General features: G+C 44.6%; 20 protein-coding genes and 1 pseudogene. 20 read left to right on the forward strand and 1 reads right to left on the reverse strand.

Annotation, left to right across the window (positions count from 1 at the left end; genetic code table 11):
• The first annotated feature begins 82 nt into the window (after window positions 1-82).
• The 14 genes and pseudogenes from tdh to glnA all read left to right on the forward strand — a co-directional run bounded on the left by tdh (window position 83) and on the right by glnA (window position 16746).
• On the forward strand, window positions 83-1123 hold the full coding sequence (gene tdh / locus BSEL_RS09315; RefSeq protein ID WP_013172749.1) for an L-threonine 3-dehydrogenase: 1041 nt from the start codon (window positions 83-85) through the stop codon (window positions 1121-1123).
• Window positions 1124-1315: 192 nt separating this feature from the next.
• Window positions 1316-2497: a glycine C-acetyltransferase gene (locus BSEL_RS09320; protein ID WP_013172750.1), complete on the forward strand. Its 1182-nt coding sequence runs from the start codon at window positions 1316-1318 to the stop codon at window positions 2495-2497.
• Window positions 2498-2606: 109 nt separating this feature from the next.
• Window positions 2607-4157: a tRNA (N6-isopentenyl adenosine(37)-C2)-methylthiotransferase MiaB gene (gene miaB / locus BSEL_RS09325; RefSeq protein WP_013172751.1), complete on the forward strand. Its 1551-nt coding sequence runs from the start codon at window positions 2607-2609 to the stop codon at window positions 4155-4157.
• A complete protein-coding gene (locus tag BSEL_RS09330; protein WP_013172752.1) occupies window positions 4154-4588 on the forward strand; it encodes a RicAFT regulatory complex protein RicA family protein in 435 nt (144 codons plus the stop codon). Before miaB ends, BSEL_RS09330 begins: the two co-directional genes overlap by 4 nt.
• Before the next feature lie 108 nt (window positions 4589-4696).
• Window positions 4697-7264 (forward strand): DNA mismatch repair protein MutS, encoded by a 2568-nt coding sequence (gene mutS / locus BSEL_RS09335; RefSeq protein ID WP_013172753.1) that lies wholly within the window; start codon window positions 4697-4699, stop codon window positions 7262-7264.
• Window positions 7265-7277: 13 nt separating this feature from the next.
• Window positions 7278-7892: pseudogene (gene mutL / locus BSEL_RS09340) on the forward strand (DNA mismatch repair endonuclease MutL); the annotation flags it as partial.
• A 48-nt stretch (window positions 7893-7940) separates the two neighbouring features.
• A protein-coding gene (locus BSEL_RS09350; protein ID WP_095522123.1) for an IS3 family transposase occupies window positions 7941-9055 on the forward strand; the annotation gives its coding sequence in 2 pieces (ribosomal slippage) (window positions 7941-8190 and window positions 8190-9055; 1116 coding nt in all).
• A gap of 33 nt (window positions 9056-9088) precedes the next feature.
• Window positions 9089-10387: a DNA mismatch repair endonuclease MutL gene (mutL, locus tag BSEL_RS09355; protein ID WP_269815722.1), complete on the forward strand. Its 1299-nt coding sequence runs from the start codon at window positions 9089-9091 to the stop codon at window positions 10385-10387.
• 21 nt (window positions 10388-10408) lie between these two features.
• A complete protein-coding gene (locus BSEL_RS09360; protein ID WP_013172754.1) occupies window positions 10409-11224 on the forward strand; it encodes a class I SAM-dependent methyltransferase in 816 nt (271 codons plus the stop codon).
• Window positions 11221-12168 (forward strand): tRNA (adenosine(37)-N6)-dimethylallyltransferase MiaA, encoded by a 948-nt coding sequence (miaA, locus tag BSEL_RS09365; protein ID WP_013172755.1) that lies wholly within the window; start codon window positions 11221-11223, stop codon window positions 12166-12168. The genes BSEL_RS09360 and miaA overlap by 4 nt, the downstream gene beginning before the upstream one ends.
• A 32-nt stretch (window positions 12169-12200) precedes the next feature.
• Window positions 12201-12434: an RNA chaperone Hfq gene (gene hfq / locus BSEL_RS09370; protein ID WP_013172756.1), complete on the forward strand. Its 234-nt coding sequence runs from the start codon at window positions 12201-12203 to the stop codon at window positions 12432-12434.
• A gap of 201 nt (window positions 12435-12635) precedes the next feature.
• Complete coding sequence (hflX, locus tag BSEL_RS09375; RefSeq protein ID WP_013172757.1) at window positions 12636-13895, forward strand: GTPase HflX; 1260 nt, start codon at window positions 12636-12638, stop codon at window positions 13893-13895.
• 13 nt (window positions 13896-13908) lie between these two features.
• Complete coding sequence (locus tag BSEL_RS09380) at window positions 13909-15153, forward strand: methionine gamma-lyase family protein (RefSeq protein WP_013172758.1); 1245 nt, start codon at window positions 13909-13911, stop codon at window positions 15151-15153.
• Window positions 15154-15408: 255 nt separating this feature from the next.
• Window positions 15409-16746, forward strand: a complete 1338-nt coding sequence (gene glnA / locus BSEL_RS09385) for a type I glutamate--ammonia ligase (protein ID WP_013172759.1) — start codon at window positions 15409-15411, stop codon at window positions 16744-16746.
• Between the two features lie 209 nt (window positions 16747-16955).
• Here glnA and lexA read toward each other — a convergent pair whose 3' ends face one another.
• The gene (gene lexA / locus BSEL_RS09390) at window positions 16956-17579 is read right to left on the reverse strand and encodes a transcriptional repressor LexA (protein ID WP_013172760.1); all 624 of its coding nucleotides are present in this window, start codon (window positions 17577-17579) and stop codon (window positions 16956-16958) included.
• Window positions 17580-17764: 185 nt separating this feature from the next.
• On the opposite strand from lexA, the gene yneA reads away from it, so the two are divergent.
• The 6 genes from yneA to mnmH all read left to right on the forward strand — a co-directional run bounded on the left by yneA (window position 17765) and on the right by mnmH (window position 22803).
• Window positions 17765-18067 (forward strand): cell division suppressor protein YneA, encoded by a 303-nt coding sequence (gene yneA, locus BSEL_RS09395; protein WP_013172761.1) that lies wholly within the window; start codon window positions 17765-17767, stop codon window positions 18065-18067.
• Window positions 18064-18741: a YneB family resolvase-like protein gene (locus BSEL_RS09400; RefSeq protein WP_013172762.1), complete on the forward strand. Its 678-nt coding sequence runs from the start codon at window positions 18064-18066 to the stop codon at window positions 18739-18741. The genes yneA and BSEL_RS09400 overlap by 4 nt, the downstream gene beginning before the upstream one ends.
• 56 nt (window positions 18742-18797) lie before the next feature.
• Window positions 18798-19037: a DUF896 domain-containing protein gene (locus tag BSEL_RS09405; protein WP_013172763.1), complete on the forward strand. Its 240-nt coding sequence runs from the start codon at window positions 18798-18800 to the stop codon at window positions 19035-19037.
• Between the two features lie 256 nt (window positions 19038-19293).
• Window positions 19294-21291, forward strand: coding sequence for a transketolase (tkt, locus tag BSEL_RS09410; protein ID WP_013172764.1), 1998 nt, complete (start codon window positions 19294-19296; stop codon window positions 21289-21291).
• Between the two features lie 147 nt (window positions 21292-21438).
• Complete coding sequence (locus BSEL_RS09415) at window positions 21439-21654, forward strand: YneF family protein (RefSeq protein WP_013172765.1); 216 nt, start codon at window positions 21439-21441, stop codon at window positions 21652-21654.
• Window positions 21655-21717: 63 nt separating this feature from the next.
• Window positions 21718-22803 carry a tRNA 2-selenouridine(34) synthase MnmH gene (gene mnmH / locus BSEL_RS09420; protein WP_013172766.1) on the forward strand — a complete coding sequence of 362 codons (1086 nt, stop codon included), beginning with the start codon at window positions 21718-21720 and terminating at the stop codon, window positions 22801-22803.
• The last annotated feature ends 38 nt before the right edge of the window (window positions 22804-22841 follow it).

Genomic DNA, 22841 nt, shown 5'->3' on the forward strand with positions numbered 1-22841 from the left:
GGACGGTACTATTTACGTGCACATTACTCCCGTGATAAACTGAAATAAGTAAAAGCAGTTACGTTTTAACAGAGGTGATTTTATGCGAAAAGAAATGAAAGCGCTTGTAAAACATCGGTCGGGTCACGGCGCTGAGATGCAAATGGTCCCGATACCTGAAATCGGTCCGAAAGAAGTTCTGATAGAAGTGAAAGCAGCGTCTATCTGCGGGACAGATGTTCATATCTATGAATGGGACAGGTGGGCGGAGAGCCGTGTGAAACCACCTTATGTATTTGGGCACGAATTTTCGGGGGTTGTAAAGGAAGTTGGGGATTTGGTCACGAATGTTAAACAGGGTGATCATGTATCCGCAGAGACACATATCGTTTGCGGTCACTGTCCTCAGTGTATGACAGGCAAAGCGCATATCTGTCAGGATACAAAGATCATTGGGGTTGACAGGGACGGCTGTTTTGCAGAGTATGTTTCTTTACCTGCAGAAAATCTTTGGGTTAATGATCCCGACCTGCCTTTTGAGGAAGCAAGTATTCAAGAACCGTTTGGAAATGCAGTTCATACGGTTTTAGAGGGAGAAGTATCCGGGAAAACGGTGGCTGTCATCGGTTGTGGACCGATTGGTCTTATGGCTGTCGGTATCGCAAAGGCAAGCGGTGCATCCTCAGTCATTGCCTTTGATTTGAATCCGTACAGACTGGAGTTGGCGGGTCAGATGGGGGCGGATCATTTGATCCATTCCGGTGAACAGGACCCGCTGGATGAAGTGGATAAGCTTACCTCCGGTAATGGCGTGGATGTGGTCTGTGAAATGAGCGGGCACCCCGTGGCGATGAATCAGGGATTTAAAATGGCAACCAATGGAGGGCGGGTTGCGGTATTGAGTCTGCCTTCAAAGCCCGTTGAAATCGATGTGACCAACGATATTGTCTTTAAAGGCTTGACCGTTCAGGGAATTACAGGACGAAAAATGTTTCAAACCTGGCAACAGACAGCAGGGCTCTTAAGGTCAGGAAGAGTCGACGTGACACCGATGATGACTCATACCTTCCCCCTCGAGGAGTTTGAGAAGGGGTTTGATTTAATGATCGAAGGAAACTGTGGGAAAGTTGTCCTTATTCCTTAAACAATCCGGGATTAAACGAGTTAGTGGAATACGGGTGCCTCCAGGTACCGGAGATCGTAAATCAGTCATGGAACGTGTTAAAATGGAAGAGTACGATTACAGAAAGTTGCAAACGTGATGGCTCGGCTAATAACTTGTGTGAAGATCATCAATGTTTGAATATTGTTATCATTTTACAGGGAGTGATGGTTTGTGAAGGGGTTTGAATATTTAGAGAAAGAGCTAGACCAGATGAGGCAAGACGGGGTGTTTCGTTCACTCGTGCCGCTTGAAACCGATCAGGATGCAGTGGTTTCCATTGATGGCAGGAGGGTGATACAGCTCTCTTCAAATAATTATCTAGGATTGACGAATCATCCGAGACTGAAGCTCGCAGCGGTCCGTGCAGCGGATCAGTTTGGTGCAGGAACCGGAAGTGTCAGGACGATTGCAGGGACGTTTTCAATGCATGAAGATTTCGAGAAACAGCTTGCTGCTTTTAAACACACGGAGGCAGCACTTGTCTTCCAGTCAGGGTTTACGGCAAATCAAGCTGTTTTGGCTTCAATTTTGACAAAAGAAGATGTCGTCATTTCCGATGAACTCAATCACGCATCCATTATTGATGGAATCCGATTAACAAAAGCAGCCAGAAAGATTTATAAGCATGTGGATTTGAATAGTCTTGAGGAAGCCCTTCAGGCATCTTCAGGTTATCGAAAGCGTCTCGTTGTCACTGACGGAGTGTTCAGTATGGATGGAAATATTGCACCATTGCCTGAGATTGTGGAGCTGTGCGAGAAATATGATGCACTGATCATGGTGGATGATGCGCATGCCAGCGGTGTTCTCGGCGAAAACGGACGCGGAACGGTGAATCATTTCGGGCTCGACGGCAGGGTCCACATACAGGTAGGAACATTGAGTAAAGCAATTGGTGTACTTGGCGGTTACGTTGCTTCAACGAAAGCAGTGCGTGATTACCTGATTCATAAAGGAAGACCGTTCTTATTCAGCACATCTCACCCTCCGACGGTCACTGCTGCTTGCCAGGAAGCGATTCAGGTCCTTATCGATGAGCCGGAACGAATTGAACGCCTCTGGTACAACACGGAGTATTTCAAGAAAGGTTTACAGGAGCTGGGCTTTGATACGGGGAAGAGCAAGACGCCAATCACGCCTGTCATGGTAGGTGATGAAAAGAAGGCTCATCAGCTTTCTGACAAATTACTTCAATACGGGGTATTCGCCCAAGGCATCGCGTTTCCAACTGTGCAAAAAGGTCAGGCACGTGTGCGCACAATCGTCACGTCTGAACATACGGTTGAACTCCTCGACGAGGCATTGGAGGCATTTAAAAAAGCGGGACAGGAGATTGGAATCATAACGGAATAACAAATCATGGAGGACCGGCGAAATCGTCTGTCCTCCACGGTTGTTTATTGAGGTTTTTACCGATATAATGCAGAGTGATAAACTGTTTCAAAAAGGAGTTCAGATACGAATGAATGAAGAGCAAAGGAAGTATCAGGAGATTACTGTGGAACAAACATCGTCTGCGGACAAAAAATCCGGCCAGGCGAAAGATTATTCCCAGTATTTTCAGGCGACCTATCAGCCGCCTGATTTAAAAAGTGCAAAGAAACGTGGGAAAGAAGATGTCTTTGTCCATTATGATTTTGAGATCCCTGAAGATATGGCAAACATTGGACGAGGGAAGAAATTCCTGATTCGCACATACGGCTGCCAGATGAATGAACATGATTCAGAAAACATGGCGGGCATACTTCTTGAAATGGGTTTTGAATCAACTGTCAATCAGGATGAGGCTGACGTCATTCTTTTGAATACGTGCGCAATCAGAGAGAATGCAGAAAACAAAGTGTTTGGAGAAATTGGAAACCTCAAGGTGATGAAAAGGGAAAACCCGGGATTGATTGTTGGGGTTTGCGGTTGTATGTCTCAGGAAGAAAGTGTTGTGAACCGTATTCTGCAGAAACACCAGCATGTCGACCTGATATTTGGAACCCATAATATTCACCGTTTACCTGAACTAATTAAAAACGCCATATTCAGTAAGGAAATGATCGTTGAAGTCTGGTCACAAGAAGGGGATATTATTGAGAATATGCCCCGTGCGAGAAAAGGTCAGTTCCAGGGGTGGGTCAATATCATGTACGGATGTGATAAGTTTTGCACGTACTGTATCGTTCCGTTCACCAGGGGAAAAGAACGAAGCAGACGACCTGAAGATGTGATTGAAGAGGTTCGGCATTTGGCACGTAACGGATATAAGGAAATTACGTTGCTCGGACAGAACGTGAATGCATACGGAAAAGACCTTCTTGACAGTTCCTACCGGCTTGCAGACTTGTTGGATGATATCCGGGATATCGGAATTCCGAGAGTCCGTTTTACGACAAGTCACCCTTGGGATTTTGATGACGAGCTTATCGACGTAATTGCAAAGGGCGGTAATATGATGGAGCATATTCATCTGCCTGTTCAAAGCGGAAATAATGATGTCCTCAAAATCATGAACCGTAAATACACGCGGGAAGAGTATGTGGCGCTCGCTGATAAAATCAAAGAAAAAATTCCTCACGCTACTTTAACGACAGATATCATTGTCGGATATCCGAATGAAACCGAAGAACAGTTCCAGGACACATTAAGTCTTGTTAAGGAAATGGCTTTTGATGCGGCCTACACCTATGTCTACTCTGCAAGGGAAGGCACGCCTGCAGCAGCGATGGAGGATGATGTGCCTAAAGAAGTGAAAAAAGACCGCTTGCAGAGACTCAACGAGGTGGTTAACAGGCATTCAGCCATGAGTAATGAAAGAATGAGAGACCGGACTGTTGAAGTACTTGTTGAAGGGGAAAGCAAGAAGAATCCCGATGTTCTTATGGGGCGAACACGTACAAACAAATTAGTCAATTTCAAGGCACCGAAATCGGTGATTGGGGAGTTGGTTTACGTAAAAATTACAGATGCCAAGTCTTGGTCATTAAATGGTGAACTGGTATCTGAAGCGGAGGTGGCTCAGCTGTGAGCGAATACTATACGAAACAGGAGATCCTGAATAAAGCCAGAGAATTGGCCGGTATGATTGCTGAGACGGAAGAAGTGGATTTCTTTAAACGTGCAGAAGGTCAGATCAATCAGCATCTGAAGGTGCAGCAAATCATCGGGCAGATCAAGAAACTGCAAAAAGAAGCTGTCAACCTGAAGCATTACGGTAAAACAGAGGCATTAAAGGAAACGGACGCCAAAATTGACGCTCTTCAGGATGAACTGGATGAAATCCCGCTTGTACAGGAGTTCAAACAGTCACAAGGAGAAGTGAATGATTTATTGCAAATGGTCAGTCATGCGATTTCGAATACGGTAACAAATAAGATCATTGAATCAACCGGCGGCGATCTCCTGGCAGGAACGACGACGAAAAGCCCGTTTACCATGATCAACACTAAGGATAGCTGAATTTAAACATGTCATATCTTGCTGCTTTCTCTCCAAGGGGAGAGGAGGCAGCTTTTATGACACTTCCTGACGACTCCTCTTTATTTCAGTTGAAGGCTGGCGATACATATGGCAAATACTCCGATGATGGAGCAATATTTACGAATAAAAAACGATTATCAGGATGCATTTCTGTTTTTCAGGCTCGGTGATTTCTATGAGCTCTTTTTTGAAGATGCCAAAAGGGCAGCAAAAGAACTTGAAATCACTTTGACTGCGAGGGGAAAGGGTGAAGATAAGATACCAATGTGCGGTGTCCCTCATCATTCTTCCAAACAGTATATCCGACAACTGATCGAAAAAGGATTTAAGGTGGCAATTTGTGAACAGACGGAAGATCCCGCACAGGCAAAAGGTGTGGTCAGACGCGAGGTCGTTCAAGTCATTACGCCGGGGACAGTCATGGATACCGGTGCATTTGATGACAAAGAAAATAATTTTCTTATCGCACTCTCTGAGTCATCAGACAATCGAGAGACAGCTTTGGCCGCTCTTGATACAACAACCGGTGAGTTCAGGCTTACAAAGCTTGATTCAAATGATGCTCTTATCAGCGAGCTTGCAGTCTATCAGTGCAGAGAAGTGGTGATTGATGATTCAATCGATGAGGATGCGCTGAATGCGTTGATTGAACCAATGGGCATGACCGTATCGAAAGTGACGATAACCCCTGGATCATCCCCACCACACGCAGTTTCAAAAGTGGAAGATTATGAACTGCTTCGCGTCGCAGATGTTCTTTTTCACTATGTCGGTCACACAGCAGGAGGTGCTCTTGAGCATGTGCAGATGGCTGACGTGTATATCAGACAAGCCTATATGCACATGGACGCCCATTCAAAACGAAACCTTGAACTGACAGGTACCCTGCGGGATCGGAGGAAACAGGGGTCTCTCCTAGGTGTCATTGATGAGACCAGTACCGCGATGGGAGGAAGGCTTCTTAAACAATGGATCAATAAACCGCTTCTTAACATTGATCAAATCAGTTCAAGACAGCGGATTGTTCGTTCGCTCATGGATTATTTTTTTGAAAGACAGTCATTAAAGACTGCCTTGCAGGGTGTATATGATCTCGAGAGGCTTTCCGGAAGAGTCGCTTTTGGCAATGTCAATGGCCGTGACTTTATTCAATTGAAGCATTCTTTGGAAAAAGTGCCTCAGATCCTTGATCTGATCCGTGACATTGCAGGTGATGACAGCATGCCACTGATTGAAGGAGCGGAGACCTGCGATGAGCTGAGAGAGCTTCTTGAAGTCAGTATTCAGGAAAACTGCCCGGTCAGTATTACAGAAGGTGATTTACTGAAGGATGGCTACGATGAACAACTGGATCTTTACCGTGAAGCGATGTCGAACGGGAAATCATGGATTGCGGAACTCGAAAGACAGGAACGGGCCCATACTGGAATTAAATCGCTCAAGGTCGGATTCAACAAGGTCTTTGGCTATTATATCGAAGTGACGAAAGCAAATATCGCAGCCCTTCCGGAGGGGCGGTATGAACGGAAACAGACCCTGTCGAATGCAGAGCGGTACATCACCGAGGAGCTGAAAGAAAAAGAACAGCTGATCCTTGAAGCAGAAGAAAAAAGCGTCAAACTCGAACATGAACTGTTCCTTGAAATCCGGGACCGTGTGAAAGCCTATATTCGTCCGTTGCAAAAGCTTGCAAAAACGATCAGTGCCGTTGACGTTCTCGTCAGTTTCGCAGAAGTATCCGAGCAAAACGGCTATGTTCAGCCGACGTTAAAAGCAAATGGACCTGTAAAGGTCATTCATGGCCGTCATCCGGTCGTCGAAACGATGATTGATCACGGTGATTATGTTGCGAATGATCTCACGATGGATGAAGATAAGGATATATTACTGATAACCGGTCCGAATATGGCAGGTAAAAGCACATATATGCGTCAACTCGCTCATCTGTCCATCCTCGCTCAGATTGGCTGTTTTGTTCCTGCAGATGAAGCGGAACTGCCCGTCTTTGACCAAATCTTCACCCGGATCGGTGCAGCAGATGATCTCGCCCAGGGACAGAGCACCTTTATGGTCGAAATGCTTGAGACAAGACAGGCATTGAAGCACGCAACGAGGCAAAGCCTCATTCTCTTGGATGAAATTGGACGCGGTACATCAACCTACGACGGGATGTCGCTTGCTCAGGCAGTCATCGAATATGTCCATGACACCGTACAGGCGAAAACATTGTTCTCAACCCACTACCATGAACTCACGCAGCTCGCAGATAACCTCGAACGGTGCCATAACGTTCATGTAGCGGCGAGGGAAGAGGACGGTGAGGTTGTGTTTCTTCACAAGGTCATCGATGGCCCGGCTGACAGAAGCTATGGGATCTATGTAGCTCAGCTCGCCGAGTTGCCAAGGGAAGTGATTGAACGCGCTAAAGAATTGCTTGCCGATTTTGAAGCACAGGCACAGGAGGTCTCAACATCTTCTGCTGTGCCATCTGCGCGTGATGAACAAATCCCGCTCTTCGATGCAAGTGTGATGGAAAGTGAACGGACAGGGAAAGAGAAAGAAGTGCTGGCAGCCATTCAAAACCTCAATCTTCTTCATCTGACCCCGATCCAGGCTATCCAGATCCTCGACGATTTAAAGCAAAAACTTACCTGAGAGGAGGCTAAACATGGGCATCATTCAACAGTTGGATGAACAACTATCCAACCAGATCGCCGCTGGTGAAGTCGTGGAACGTCCTGCATCAGTCGTTAAAGAGCTCATTGAAAATGCATTTGATGCCGGAGCAGACCGAATTCGAGTAGACCTCCAAGAAGGCGGATTAGCAGCCATTCGGGTGACAGACAATGGCAGCGGCATTGCAGAAGACGATCTTGAGCGGGCGTTCTTCCGACACGCAACGAGTAAAATTGTTCATGAACACGATCTGTTCCGAATCAAGACTCTCGGGTTCAGGGGGGAAGCGTTACCGAGTATTGCATCTGTGTCTCAGGTCAATCTTGTAACGAGTGACGGTCAGGAAGTGGGGCATGAGATTACGGTTAAGGGTGGCGCGGTCATTAACAGACAACATGCAGCGCCACGAAAAGGGACGGATGTGACCGTTACGGATTTGTTTTATAATACGCCTGCCAGATTGAAATACTTGCGTACCATTCATACTGAGGTCGGTCATGTATCCGATATTGTAAACCGGATGGCCCTTTCAAGACCTGATGTGGCGTTCACTTATTCTCACAATGGTAAAACTTTGGATCGGTTACACTTAGTTGGACAGATTCGTTAAGGTCCCGTACACTTGGTTCAAATACAAACCAAGGAGAGCTGTTTTATGACAACTCGCAAACGGAGAAGTTTCACAAAGGAATTCAAAGAACAGATCGTGCAACTGCATCAAGCTGGCAAGCCCCGATCCGAACTCATCAAAGAATACGAGCTGACGCCTTCTGCCTTTGATAAATGGGTTAGGCAATACCAGGGTAGTGGATCTTTCAAGGAAAAGGATAACCGTACGTCTGTTGAAGAAGAGCTGTTACAGCTCAAGAAAGAAAATAAACAGCTGACCATGGAAAATGATATTTTAAAGCAAGCCGCGCTGATCATAGGACGAAAGTAAATGTAATCAAGGCTAATCGTTACAAATACTCGGTATCAGCAATGTGCGACGTCCTACAAATTGCAAGAAGCTCATTCTATTACGAATCCAAACGGCAAAATGAATCAGAGCAAGAAGAACTGACAGAATTGATCGTAAGCATTTTCATGAAGAGTCGTAAGATCTATGGTCAACGGAAGATCAAAGCTGAATTGAAAAGAGCTGGATGGACGGTGTCGAGACGCCGTATCAAGCGGATCATGGCTGAACAGGGTTTGGTATCAAAGTATACCGTAGCTCAATTTAAACCTTCAAAATCTAGCTGCAATGAATCCGAAACAGGCAACACACTGGACCGGAAGTTTGATCAGGACGACGAATTAAGCGTTGTTGTCAGCGATTTAACGTATGTCCGCGTGAACAAAGCATGGCATTATATTTGTGTATTAGTCGATTTATATAATCGTGAGATTATTGGGTTCAGCGCCGGGCCTCATAAAACCGCTGAATTAGTTCAAACTGCCTTTGCATCCGTCCCCTACAATCTAAATCGGATCGAGATCTTTCATACAGACAGAGGCACTGAGTTTAAAAATCACCTGATCGACCAGGCACTCGATACCTTCGGTATTACCAGATCATTGAGTGACAAAGGAACGCCCTATGACAATGCCGTAGCTGAAGCCACATTCAAGACCATCAAGATCGAATTCGTTCGTGGTGCGGTTTTTTCTAGCCAACAAGAACTTGATCTTGAACTTTTTGATTATGTGAACTGGTTCAACAATATTCGAATTCACGGATCATTGGATTATTTATCACCAGCTGAATACAAGTCAACGGGACCTTAATTTTTTTGTCCGATTTAGTGTTGACATACCACTTTGTTACAGACGACGGGGAATGGTGACGTGATTCGGGTGATTGCATCGATTTACGGAATACAGACTGCCTCTAAAATGCTTCCTCTAATAGCCGAAACGAAAGATTTCAAAATCAGCGGTTATGTTGCAAAACCTGAGGTCAACAGGGCGAACCGTTCCTATATGACTATTCTACTCAATCACCGGTACGTAAAGAGCTATCCGGTGATGAAAGCCATTCAGGCTGGCTTTCATACACTGTTGCCAATTGGGAAATTTCCTGTAACGGTTCTTATGATAGACGTTCATCCCCATCTGGTGGATGTTAACGTACACCCTTCAAAGCTTGAAGTCCGGTTAAGTAAAGAACAGGAGCTGCAGCAACTCGTAACGGATGCCATTAAAGATGTTTTTGCAGAAGAAACACTGATACCGAGAGCTTCGGAAGGGACGGTAAGAAAACAGGTGTCCCGGGACAAATCTGAACAAGTGCCGCTCGCTTTTGATGAAGAAACGCGCCTCGATGAGTCAAAATCAGATCGGTCCGAAAAGAAATCCGGGCCAGATGCAAATCCGGATTATTCCGAATTTGCATCTGGCCGTGAAGAACCCCGGTCAGGAGAAAGTGTAAGAAAAGAGACCGGCAAAGCAGATACCAAGAAAGATGTCCCATTTGAAGAGAGAGAAGAGCGTCAGGCCACTCACGTATATGAAGAAGGATTACCGAGACAGCGCGAACGCGTTCCGAAGTTATACCCAATCGGTCAGCATCATGGCACATATATTCTCGCAGAAAATGAATCCGGCTTATACCTGATTGATCAGCACGCAGCCCAAGAGCGCATTCTGTATGAATATTTCAGAGAGAAAGTGGACGATCCACCGAAAACCCAGCAGGATTTGCTCGTTCCTTTGACAATAGAACTGACGAATCAGGAGCACGATGTGTTTATTCAGCACAAAAACGAGATTGAACGGATGGGGATGTCTGTAGAACTGTTCGGTCAGCGTTCGTATCTTATTCGTTCGGTACCGGTTTGGTTCCCTGATGGTGATGAAGAAGCCATTTTGTATGAATGGCTTGAACAGCTGAAAGAAGGTAAGCGTCTGTCTGCCGGAGTCATCAGAGAAGAGGCTGCGATTTTAATGGCATGCAAGGCGGCAATCAAGGCAAACCGGCACCTGCGTTCAGACGAAATGGAAAGGCTTCTTGATGATTTGAGAAGCTGCGAAGATCCGTTTACATGTCCTCACGGCAGACCGGTTATCATCCATTACAGCACGCATGATATCGAACGGATGTTTAAACGGGTGATGTAGGAATCAGGGAGAAGATAACGCATGATGAAGTATTATATTACGACCTCGAGAAACGGTGGCCCTTTTTATACAGAGCGGGCCAAATATCTCGGAAATGTATGGGGTATGACTTATGTAGAGCGGAAGCATGCTTCGATCGCTGAACTCTTTCGCATTCTCCTTTACAGAAAGTCTGAACCGGACGGTATCTTTGTCGTTGGTGAACAGAGAGTTGAACTATACCGAGCTCCGGATGAGAAGCCGCTGTTTTTTCACCCGAATACAGCCATGTTTCGTGCCAAACATCTGATCCGGCATGGGAGCGATCCGCTGATTGAAGCTGCCGGAGTTAAAAAGGGAGATCGCATTGTCGATGCGACTCTTGGTATGGGTGCTGATGCGCAAATCCTGAGTCTTGCTGCGGGGGAGAAAGGGTTTGTTACAGGACTTGAAGGGTCTCCTGATATTGCAAGAATCACCTCATTAGGCCTTAAAAGTTATGAACATGATTTTACGCCTTTAAAAAAAGCAATGCGGCGAATTGAAGTGTATCAGGTGAACCATGTTCAATGGTTGAGTGCGCAGCCTGATCAGTCGGTGGATATTGTCTATTTTGATCCGATGTTTCATGAACAAATCAACAAATCGGATGGCATAAGCATCATGAGAGCACATGCAGTCATGAATGAACTGACAGGAGAAGCTGTGAATGAAGCTCTCAGAATTTCACGAAAACGCGTCGTTTTAAAAGATCATTTTCGCAGTTCGCGATTTGAAGCATTCGGATTCAAACGGACTGTTCGAAAATCGTCAAAAGTCCATTATGGTATTTTGGACCATTCAGGAGGAAGTATATGAAGCCCCTTGTGATTGCAATAGTAGGTCCGACTGCTGTCGGGAAAACGGAACTCAGCCTCGATCTCGCAGAACGGTTTCAAGGTGAGATTGTCAGTGGAGACTCTATGCAGGTGTATCGGCATATGGATATCGGAACTGCGAAAGTTTCTGTACAGGAACGTGCCAGAGTCCCCCATCATTTGATAGATCTGTTTGACCCTGATTCTTCTTTTTCTGTGCGTGATTTTCAAATAAGGGCAAAAACAGCGATCGAAGATATTCATTACCGTGGCAACCAGCCTCTACTAGTAGGGGGAACAGGATTATATGTAAACAGTGTGCTGTATGATTATCAGTTTACAGAGGCGCCGGAAGATGCTGCATACCGTAAATCATTAGAAGCATTGGCAAGGGAAAAAGGGAATAAAACTGTTCATGATAAACTGATGGCGATTTCACCTGATCAGGCGGCAGCCATTCATCCGAATAATCTCAGACGGGTTATCAGACAGCTTGAGGTATACCGGTTAACCGGGACTTTTTCAGGTGGAGAAACAGAGGCACAAGAAAAACAGAGCCCCTATACACCAGTGATATTCGGTCTCAGTATGGAGCGCGGGAAATTGTATGAGCGGATTAATCAGCGGGTTGATCAGATGATTGATGAAGGATTAATTGAGGAAGTCGCGTCTCTTCTTGAAATGGGGTATGGGGAAACATCTGCAATGAAAGCAATTGGTTATAAAGAAATAATTCCTTATATTCATGGTGATGTAACGAAAAACGAAGCCATTGAAACGTTAAAAAAGAATTCGAGGCGCTTCGCCAAACGACAGTTCACCTGGTTTCGTAACAAAACGGATGTGAGTTGGTTTGATCTATCTGAAAACAGGGAAAAAAAACTTCACGATATGATCAGCATCGTACAGGAATATCAGGAATCAATCGCGAATCAAAAGAAGTAGAGAGAAATGATCTATCAAGGGAGGAAGAGACGATGAAACAACAGCCGGTAAACATCCAAGACCAATTTTTGAATCAACTTCGTAAGGACAGTATTCCTGTCACTGTATTTTTGTTGAATGGTTTTCAGCTTCGAGGTCAGGTGAAGAGCTTTGATAATTTTACAGTCATTCTTGAGACCGATGGCAAACAGCAGTTAGTGTATAAACACGCGATTTCCACATTTTCTCCTCAACGGAATGTAAATCTTCAGGGAGATAAATCCTGACTGGATCGTGTATAGAATCAAATGGAGCCTGGTGATTCCAGGCTTTTCATTTTGATCGAATCAGGATGGATAATCAAACTGTCAGGAAATACGGGAAGTCTTCAAGACTTCAGCATATAAAAAAGGAAAAGCTTGAAGTACTTCTGAAGCCGCAGACAATAGTTGTGTGGAGGTTCAGCGTTCAGAAAGGATGACGGAGTATTGGAACAGCGTATTGCAAAACAAACGGTAATTATTGTTGGGGTGGAAGAGAAACAAGGTGATCGTAAGGCTTTTGAACATCGGATGGATGAACTTGAGTCTCTGGTTAAAACTGCAGGAGGAACCGTTGAACTGAAAGTGGAACAGGCATTGGACCATCCCGTGGCAGCAACATACATAGGTAAAGGGAAATTGTTTGAATTAAAACAGGCAATGGATGAAATTAGCGCGGACCTTGTTATTTTTAATGATGAACTCAGCCCCTCGCAGTTGCGTAACATCTCAACGGAACTAGATGCCCTTGTATTAGACCGTACGCAGTTGATATTGGACATTTTTGCGCAGCGCGCCCAGTCCAAAGAAGGAAAACTTCAGGTTGAGTTGGCCCAACTTAATTATTTGCTTCCAAGGCTCAGGGGGCAAGGGCATATTATGTCCCGTTTGGGCGGCGGAATTGGTACCCGAGGACCCGGTGAGACACAGCTCGAAGTTGATCAGCGTCATATCCGCCAGAGGATGGATGATATAAAAAGCCAACTTGAGCAGGTTGTCAGGCACCGGACGCGTTACAGGGAACGCAGAAAGCGGAATCAGGCTTTTCAGATTGCTCTTGTCGGTTATACCAATGCAGGTAAATCGACATTGCTTAATCGACTCAGTCAAGCTGATGTGATGGTTGAAGATCAGCTGTTTGCAACCCTTGATCCGACGACGAAAAAAATCCGCCTCCCTAAGGGAATGGATGTTCTTCTTTCTGACACCGTCGGTTTCATACAACAGCTTCCAACAACATTGATTGCAGCCTTTCGATCAACCCTTGAAGAAGTAACCGGCGCAGACTTCATTGTTCACGTTGTGGATGCGTCACATGAAGATGCAGTCAATCACGAAGAATCCGTGAATCGACTGCTGGATGATCTTGATGCGCAACATATCCCAAGACTCACGGTTTATAATAAACGCGATTTGATTCAAGGTGATTTCTTTGCCTTATCAACTCCGTCACTGTTATTGTCCACCATGAGTGACGATGACATACAACGGTTTTTAAACAAACTCGAACAGACGATTGAAGATGCTTTTGTGCCATACCAGGTATCTGTTCAGGCTTATGAAGGAAAACTTCTTCATCGTCTGAAAGAAGAGACCATTGTCCATGAAGAAACATTTGTAGAAGATGGTGAACTATACAGGGTACGTGGTTATGCGCAACAGGATTCCGCGATCTATCATCTGATGACTCGCTCTGAGGATAAATAAGGAGAACCGAATTATGAGAACTGAGGAATTATTACAGATTAAAACACAGACAGAAGAACGGATTCAACCGTTTTTGAGCTACCATGATGGAATTGCAGAGAAAAACCAGCGAAAAGTACTTGATGCGTTTCGTTTACACAGCATCTCTGATTTTCACCTTCATGGTTCAACTGGCTACGGGTATGATGATGCCGGCAGAGAAAAACTCGAAGATATTTATGCAACTGTTTTTAAAGCTGAGGCAGCCATTGTCAGACCGCAGCTTGTTTCAGGGACGCATGCGATCAGTACAGCCCTCTTTGGGGTGCTCCGCCCGGGGGATGAACTTTTATATGTAACGGGAAAACCATACGACACGCTTGAAGAAGTGATCGGTACGCGGGGGGAACAAGGAGCAGGATCACTGAAGGATTTTGGGATTACATACAGGGAAGTTGCACTCTTAAATGGGCAACTGGATAAGGAAGCCGTACGACAGGCGATTGGCGAAGAGACGAAAGTAATTGGCATACAGCGCTCAAAAGGCTATGGGGACCGACCGTCATTTACAGTTGGGGAAATTGAACAGATGATTGCTTTCGTGAAAGGAATCCGTCCCGACCTGATTGTATTTGTGGATAATTGCTATGGCGAGTTTGTAGAAACGAGTGAACCTGTAGAAGCGGGTGCAGATTTGATTGCCGGATCGCTGATTAAAAATCCCGGAGGCGGCCTTGCTAAATCAGGGGGATACCTCGCAGGAAAACAGTCATTAATCAATCAGTGCGGGAATCGGATGACAGCGCCGGGAATTGGTTTGGAGGGGGGAGCTACATCCGGTCATTTACGGGACATGATGCATGGATTTTTTCTCGCTCCCCATGTGGTGAATCAGGCTGTAAAAGGAGCTGTATATACTGCAGCGATGTGTGAAGCGGCAGGAATGGTGACTGCACCTTCATTTGAAGCACCGAGAACGGATTTGATTCAATCTGTTCAATTTCATTCCAGAGAGGATATGATCCGGTTTTGTCAATCGATACAGGCATCTTCACCAGTAGATGCTCATGTGGCACCTCAACCGAGTGCTATGCCCGGATATAAGGATGAAGTCATTATGGCTGCAGGTGCTTTTATCCAAGGGTCAAGTATTGAATTGTCTGCGGATGGACCACTCAGAGAGCCTTATACGGCCTATGTGCAGGGCGGATTAACATATGAACATGTGAAAATCGCTGTTTTTGACGCATTATCTGTCATATTAGCTGATGATAGGTGATGAAACCTTAAGTTCTCGTTCAAAGTCGCTCATTCTTTGACGGGAACTTCTTTTTTTGTTGTCAGATAATTTCCCTGTTAGATTTTCTGACAACATGTCACTATGAAGAAGTTTTTTTGGTATTCTATACACATCGACACAAAACAGCGTGAATATTTACATTATTCAAAACTTTACACGCTGTCTGCTCTTTCTCTTTTTCAAACAAGTTTGAAACAAGAAAGAGCAGCAAAATCAAAGGAGGAGTCAGATAAGATGAGCAAGTACACAAAAGACGACATTTTTAAAATGGCCAAGGAAGAGAACGTACGATTTATCCGATTGCAGTTCACAGATTTACTGGGGATCATTAAGAACGTTGAAATCCCAATTGACCAGCTTGGAAAAGCATTGGATAACCTGATGATGTTTGATGGATCATCAATCGAGGGCTTTGTAAGAATTGAAGAATCGGATATGTATCTCTATCCGGACCTCGATACTTGGGTGATCTTCCCTTGGACACCTGAAAAGGGTAAAGTTGCGCGTCTTATCTGTGATGTTTACAATCCGGACGGAACACCGTTTGCAGGTGATCCGCGTGGCGTACTTAAGAAAGTACTTCAGCAAGCGAAAGACTTGGGCTATTCTGATTTCAATATCGGACCTGAGCCGGAATTCTTCCTCTTTAAAAATGACGAAAATGGTGAACCGACGCTTGAACTGAATGACAAAGGCGGTTATTTTGACCTTGCACCAACAGACCTTGGTGAAAACTGCCGTCGTGATATCGTTCTTGAACTCGAAGACATGGGCTTTGAGATCGAAGCTTCTCACCACGAAGTAGCGCCTGGTCAGCATGAGATTGATTTTAAATATGCTGATGCTGTAACGACTTGTGATAACATCCAAACGTTCAAACTTGTTGTAAAAACAATTGCAAGAAAGCATGGTTTACATGCGACCTTTATGCCGAAGCCATTATTCGGTGTGAACGGAAGCGGGATGCACGCCAACATGTCTCTCTTCAAAGAAGGTGGTGTTAACGCGTTCTTTGACGAGTCTACAGACACTCAATTGAGTGAAACGGCTATGCAGTTCCTTGCAGGGGTACTGAAGCACTCTGCTGCATTTACTGCGATCACGAATCCGACAGTAAATTCATACAAGCGTCTTGTCCCTGGTTATGAAGCACCATGTTATGTTGCTTGGTCAATGCGGAACCGTTCGCCACTTGTTCGTATTCCATCATCACGTGGCCTAAGCACACGAATTGAAGTGAGAAGCCCGGATCCATCTGCGAACCCTTACCTTGCAATGGCTGCGATGCTAGCTTCTGGTCTTGACGGCGTGAAGAATAAAATGACGCCTCCAGCAGCAACGGATCGTAACATCTATGCTATGGATGAGAACGAGCGTGCTGTAGAAGGAATCGACGCACTGCCTGCAACGTTGAAAGAAGCGATTGAGGCATTGAAGAAAGATGAAACAATTATGACATCCCTTGGTGAACATGCTCTCGAGCACTTCATTGAGTCTAAAGAAATCGAGTGGGATATGTTCCGTACCCAAGTACACCCATGGGAAAGAGAACAGTATATTCAGATGTATTAATAAGATCAGCCTCAGAGCCTCAACGGTTCTGGGGTTTTTTGTGTTCATGTCAAGACTGCAAAATGATGTTATTTGATGACATGACCGGTATTTGACCCAAATAAACAGCATAGAAAAACTCCCGGAAATCAACTGATTTCCGGGAGTTTTTCTATAAGCGGCTATCCATACAAAGGGCTTCAAAAACAGAGTTTCTTTGACGTGTTTGATTAATGAAAAGAACGAAATACCCCGATAACTCGTCCGAGGATGGTCACATTCTCAAGGATAATCGGTTGAAGGCTGGCGTTTTCAGGTTGAAGCCTTACGTGATCTTTTTCTTTAAAGAAACGTTTGACAGTGGCTTCATCTTCATCCGTCATCGCAACAACAATGTCACCATTGTTTGCGGTGGATTGCGGATGTACAACTACAAAATCGCCGTTAAAAATTCCGGCTTCAATCATAGAATCACCTGAGATTTCAAGGATGAATGATTCTTCATCCTGTACGAAGCTTACCGGCATTGGTAAGTATTCTTCAACATTTTCAATTGCAGTAATTGGAGAACCGGCAGTTACTTTACCCACCACCGGGATACTTATTGAAGGAGATGATGTGATTTCTGAGCCGTAACGGTCTTTTTGGATCAGTTCTATGGCTCTTGGTTTTGTTGGATCTCTTCGAATGTACCCTTTTTTTTCCAAACGTGAAAGATGACCGTGTACGGTTGAACTTGATGCCAATCCGACGGCTTCTCCGATTTCCCGGACTGATGGCGGATATCCGCGTGCCTGGACCTGATCACGAATGAAGTCTAAGATGGATTTTTGACGTGTTGATAATTTTTTCATGGATGAACACCTCTCTTTAAGTAATAGGCAGATATTTCGACCTGCAAGGCTATACATGTTCGCTACTTGTTCTCATTATATCACGGGAACATTCGTTTTACAAACATTAGTTCTAAAATGCCTTGACAAGAACAATTGTTCCGTATATAGTAAAAGAGAACAAACATTCTCTGGAGGCGATCAAAATGAAACGTCTGGGTGATATTTCTGCAATTCTATTAATGATGGCAGCTGTTTTTTTTACTTTCCATACATTTGACGCGGCATCAGGTTCTGCGCCTCAGTATGACGGGCCTGTTCAGCAGGTGATTGTTTACGATGGTGATAATCTCTGGAATATAGCGAATCGGTTTTCGGGTCACACGTCTTTGACAATTGAGGAGGCAGTGGAGTGGATTGTTATAGCAAATGAACTTGATGGAGCTCTTGTGAAACCTGGGCAGACTCTGGATGTCCCCGCAGGAGGAAATGGAGTTGCAATGGAATGAAGGGTGCGATTTATGCAAGAGTCAGTACGGATAAAGAATCACAGGTGAGTTCTCTGGAGCGTCAAGTAGAGGAACTGCAGGAAGCAGCATCATTGTGGGGAGTGGAAATTGAGAAGGTTATTTCTGAACAGGCAAGTGGATATGATATCGAACGTGAAGGTATGTTCGCTATTATGAATCTCGTTGAAAATCAGCAGATTGATTGCTTGCTTGTTCAGGACGATACAAGGCTCGGGCGCGGTAATGCAAAAATGGCTTTGATACATTATTTCTTTAAGAACAGAACTGTGATCTACACATTGAATCATCAGGGTGAACTTGTTCTGTCAGAAACGGAATCAATGGTTCTTGATATCGTGTCTGTTGTTGAGGCATATCAACGGAAGCTTCATAATGCCAAAATATCAAGAGGGATGCAGAAAGCTGTAGGGAAAGGATACAGCCCTGAGAAAAATCTTAAAGGGTTGCATAATGGAGGACGTTCGAAGAAAGAAGTGCCGGTTGAAGAGATCGTGAGATTAAGGGACAAAGGCTTGACGTTTCATGAGATCGCTGCCACTTTGAGGGGATTGGGGTATGATCTTTCTAAAGCAACTGCGAACAGAAGATACAATGATTATCAACAAATGAAACAGAACATGTCCAATAATCCTGTCAAAGATTCCGATGCTTGAAATTTTCTCTCAGATCATCTAGCATAAGAATTAGAATGATTATTGGAGGAAATCGCATGCTGGATAATAATAAAATCACCCGGATTAACGAACTTGCAAGAAAGTCTAAATCCGAAGGTCTTTCCCTGAAGGAACAAAAAGAACAGAAAAAACTGAGAGAAGAATATTTGAAAAACGTTCGGAAGTCGTTTAAAAATCAGTTGAAGTCTATGAAGGTCGTGGATGAGACCGGTACTGATGTGACACCTCAGAAATTAAAAGATGAAAAAGAAAAGAGCAAGAAAGATTACCATTAATGCTTTTGCAATTAAGACTGTTATTAAAAACAGTCTTTTTTTAATTATTGATTATGACCGAAATCAGTTGATGTTTACCATGAATTTGCATGAAAGTGGATTATGTGACACGAAATTAGTGGCTGCATATCGTACCGTCAATGTGAAAAATTTAACAGAGGTATGACTTCTTTAGAATACAGGTTGTCTAACGACTCTGAAAGAGTTATGATAATGAATAGATTTGATCATTAAAAACGAAAGAGGTTGATAGTGAATGAGTACAGAAATCCACGAAAAAGCCATTAATACAATCCGCACCCTCTCGATCGATGCAATTGAGAAAGCAAACTCCGGACACCCGGGGCTTCCAATGGGTGCTGCACCTATGGCTTACAAAGTATTTACTGACTTTATGAACCATAATCCGAAAAACCCGGACTGGTTCAACCGTGACCGTTTTGTATTATCCGCAGGACACGGTTCGATGCTGCTTTACAGTCTCCTTCATCTTCATGGCTATGATCTTTCTTTGGACGAATTAAAAAATTTCCGCCAATGGGGAAGTAAGACACCTGGTCATCCAGAGTACGGTCATACAGCAGGTGTTGAAGCAACAACAGGTCCACTAGGACAGGGAATTGCCATGGCTGTTGGAATGGCAATGGCTGAACAACACCTTTCAGGCAAATACAACACAGATGACTTTAACATCGTGGATCATTACACGTATGCACTTTGCGGAGACGGTGATTTGATGGAAGGCGTATCTGCGGAAGCGGCTTCACTTGCCGGGCACTTGAAGTTAGGAAAACTTGTCCTGCTTTACGATTCCAATGATATTTCTCTTGATGGGGATCTTCATCAGTCGTTCTCTGAAGATGTACGCAAGCGTTTTGATGCCTACGGCTGGCATACGCTCTATGTTGAAGATGGCAATGATCTTGACGCGATCGGAAAAGCGATTGAAGAAGGCCGCAATGATGATCGCCCAACTATGATTGAAATTAAAACGGTCATCGGTTATGGGTCGCCAAACAAGGGCGGGAAAAACGCTGCACACGGTGCACCGCTTGGAGCAGATGAAGTTAAATTGGCAAAAGAAGCTTACAAATGGCCTTCCGAAGAGCCGTTTCATATTCCTGAGGACGTAAAGGCGCATTATGAGCAGTACAAACAACAAGGTGCAGAGGCTGAAGAGGCTTGGAACTCTTTATTTGAGAAATACAAAGCAGCTTACCCTGAGCAGGGCAAAGAACTTGCACTTGCCATTGAAGGCAAATTGCCAGAAGGATGGGCAGAGGAACTTCCTGTTTATGAAGAAGGATCAAAAGCTGCTACCCGTGCGACGGGTGGAGAAGTTCTGAATGCAGTTGCTAAAAGTGTTCCCTCGTTATTTGGCGGTTCAGCTGACCTCGCTTCATCAAACAAAACCATGTTGAATGGCGAAGAAGATTTTTCCCGTGATCAACACAGCGGCCGAAATATCTGGTTTGGTGTTCGTGAGTTTGCCATGGCTGCAGCGGCGAATGGGATGGCTCTCCATGGGGGTGTGCGTCCTTATGCGGCGACGTTCTTTGTTTTCTCGGATTATTTGAGACCAGCCGTTCGATTGTCTGCGTTAATGGGTGTTCCTGTGACCTATGTTTTCACACACGACAGCATTGCAGTCGGTGAAGACGGACCGACGCATGAACCGGTCGAACAACTCGCAGCTATGCGTGCGATTCCAAACCTTTCACTCATCCGTCCGGCTGATGGTAACGAAACACAAGCAGCGTGGCGTCTTGCAATGGAAACGACAGATCAGCCGACAGCGCTCGTCCTGACCCGTCAGAATCTCCCTGTATTGAAAGGAACAAAGGAAAACGCTTATGAAGGTGTAAAGAAGGGCGCGTATGTGGTTTCTGATGCGAATGGCAATAAAGACGGTCTGCTACTTGCGACGGGATCTGAAGTATCACTTGCAGTTGAGGCCCAAAAGCTGCTTGAAAAAGACGGGATCCATGTCGCTGTTGTGAGCATGCCAAGCTGGGATCGTTTTGAAGCTCAGGACCAGGCTTATAAAGATGAGGTTCTTCCGCCGGCGCTTACAAAACGTCTCGCCGTGGAAGTGGCGAATCCGTTGGGATGGGACCGATACACGACTTCTGATGGTTCTATTCTCGGGATTGACGGATATGGCGCGTCAGCCCCTGGTGATTTGATTATGGAGAAATATGGATTTATCGCAGAAAATGTGGTTGCGCGTTTCAAACAAATGCTGAACAAATAATTTCTTTGAACCTCTCTGATGCTCTCGGAGAGGTTTCTTTTTCAGGAAAATCAACCTTTCCATTTGAATATCATTCATGTATAATAAACAGGGTTGATAGTTTAAGTATAAACTCGATATTGAGGAATTGAAGGAGGGTCAACGCCGATGTGGGTTAATATTTTAATCGGTGTCATTGCACTGCTTGCCGGGATCGCAATTGGCTTTTTCATTGCAAGACAGTACATGATGAGCTACATGAAAAAAAATCCGCCAATCAACGAGAAGATGCTTCGCGTCATGATGATGCAAATGGGACAGAATCCGTCTCAGAAGAAGATCAATCAAATGATGAAGGCGATGCAAAACCAGCAGGATAAGTAACGTACTGAAAGCACTCCGGATTCATCGGGAGTGCTTTTTCATACAAACAGGAGGGTACGAGCCATGCATCAGCATGTTTCTCATATGAAATACCGTTTTGAAGAACTGAACATGGAACAACATCTGTTGATCGATGTAAGATCCCCCGGTGAGTATGCAGAGTTTCATCACCCTAAAAGCATTAATGTCCCTATTTTCGATGATGATGAACGGGCAAGAGTCGGCACCTTATACAAGCAGGAGAGTCAAAAGGCCGCCAAAACAGAAGGTGTTCGTATTATGTCATCAAAATTAAATGACTTATATACAGTCTTCGAAGATCTGTCAGAAGCAAACTCGGATAAGGAGCTTGTTCTTTCTTGTGCGCGAGGGGGTATGAGAAGCGGCGTTCTTGTTTCATTTTTACGTTCACTTCACCTGAATGTCGGACAGCTTGAAGGCGGGATCCGTTCCATAAGAAAATATGTTCAAGAAGAGCTTAGGAGACTTTCAGAGAAAGAATGGCGTGCGATTGTCCTCAGTGGATACACAGGAACAGGAAAAACGAAATGGCTTCTATCATTAAAAGAAGAAGGGTACCCGGTTTTGGATCTCGAGGGACTTGCCAATCACAGGGGATCTGTATTTGGTCACATCGGGAAACAGCCGGTCTCACAGAAACAGTTTGAATATCTTCTGGTTGAGGAGCTGATTCGTTTTGAACAGGAAGGTATTCTGTTGCTTGAGGCTGAAAGCAAAAGGATTGGCAGGGTATCTTTACCTGATTTTATTATGACGGCAAAGGAAAACGGACATGTGTTGGAAATTTACGATGATATTGAACGCCGTATTCAAAATATCATGGATGATTATGAACCTCACATTCATCACAAGCGTATCCAAGAAGCCTACAGCGTGATTCGTAAACGGCTGTCAGAGAATATGGCTGCTGAATCAGATCGACACATAGAACAGAAAGATTACCGTTCTTTATTCAGGATTCTTCTTGAACATTATTATGACCCCCGGTACAAGTTTAATCAGGGGGAATCTGCTTCAGGCAGTTATTTTAAGCAGGTCAATATCGGAGGTGTTTCCGATCGGGATATTACAGGAATGATAAAGACCACGATTGACAGGTGGCTTAAAGAAGATGTCATCAGACCATAATTATATACGGCAGAGGGGTATGTATGTCGAAAGCCTTC

Source organism: [Bacillus] selenitireducens MLS10 (assembly GCF_000093085.1).
GTDB lineage: Bacteria > Bacillota > Bacilli > Bacillales > Salisediminibacteriaceae > Salisediminibacterium > Salisediminibacterium selenitireducens.

Excerpts from the sequence above, each read along its gene's own strand:
- mutS (WP_013172753.1), top strand. The coding sequence starts at position 4,697 with ATGGCAAATACTCCGATGATGGAGCAATATTTACGAATAAAAAACGAT.
- tkt (WP_013172764.1), top strand. The coding sequence starts at position 19,294 with ATGAGTACAGAAATCCACGAAAAAGCCATTAATACAATCCGCACCCTC.
- BSEL_RS09360 (WP_013172754.1), top strand. The coding sequence starts at position 10,409 with ATGATGAAGTATTATATTACGACCTCGAGAAACGGTGGCCCTTTTTAT.
- mnmH (WP_013172766.1), top strand. The coding sequence starts at position 21,718 with ATGCATCAGCATGTTTCTCATATGAAATACCGTTTTGAAGAACTGAAC.
- BSEL_RS09400 (WP_013172762.1), top strand. The coding sequence starts at position 18,064 with ATGAAGGGTGCGATTTATGCAAGAGTCAGTACGGATAAAGAATCACAG.
- miaA (WP_013172755.1), top strand. The coding sequence starts at position 11,221 with ATGAAGCCCCTTGTGATTGCAATAGTAGGTCCGACTGCTGTCGGGAAA.
- BSEL_RS09415 (WP_013172765.1), top strand. The coding sequence starts at position 21,439 with ATGTGGGTTAATATTTTAATCGGTGTCATTGCACTGCTTGCCGGGATC.
- BSEL_RS09405 (WP_013172763.1), top strand. The coding sequence starts at position 18,798 with ATGCTGGATAATAATAAAATCACCCGGATTAACGAACTTGCAAGAAAG.
- lexA (WP_013172760.1), bottom strand. The coding sequence starts at position 17,579 with ATGAAAAAATTATCAACACGTCAAAAATCCATCTTAGACTTCATTCGT.
- miaB (WP_013172751.1), top strand. The coding sequence starts at position 2,607 with ATGAATGAAGAGCAAAGGAAGTATCAGGAGATTACTGTGGAACAAACA.
- glnA (WP_013172759.1), top strand. The coding sequence starts at position 15,409 with ATGAGCAAGTACACAAAAGACGACATTTTTAAAATGGCCAAGGAAGAG.
- BSEL_RS09380 (WP_013172758.1), top strand. The coding sequence starts at position 13,909 with ATGAGAACTGAGGAATTATTACAGATTAAAACACAGACAGAAGAACGG.
- hfq (WP_013172756.1), top strand. The coding sequence starts at position 12,201 with ATGAAACAACAGCCGGTAAACATCCAAGACCAATTTTTGAATCAACTT.
- yneA (WP_013172761.1), top strand. The coding sequence starts at position 17,765 with ATGAAACGTCTGGGTGATATTTCTGCAATTCTATTAATGATGGCAGCT.
- tdh (WP_013172749.1), top strand. The coding sequence starts at position 83 with ATGCGAAAAGAAATGAAAGCGCTTGTAAAACATCGGTCGGGTCACGGC.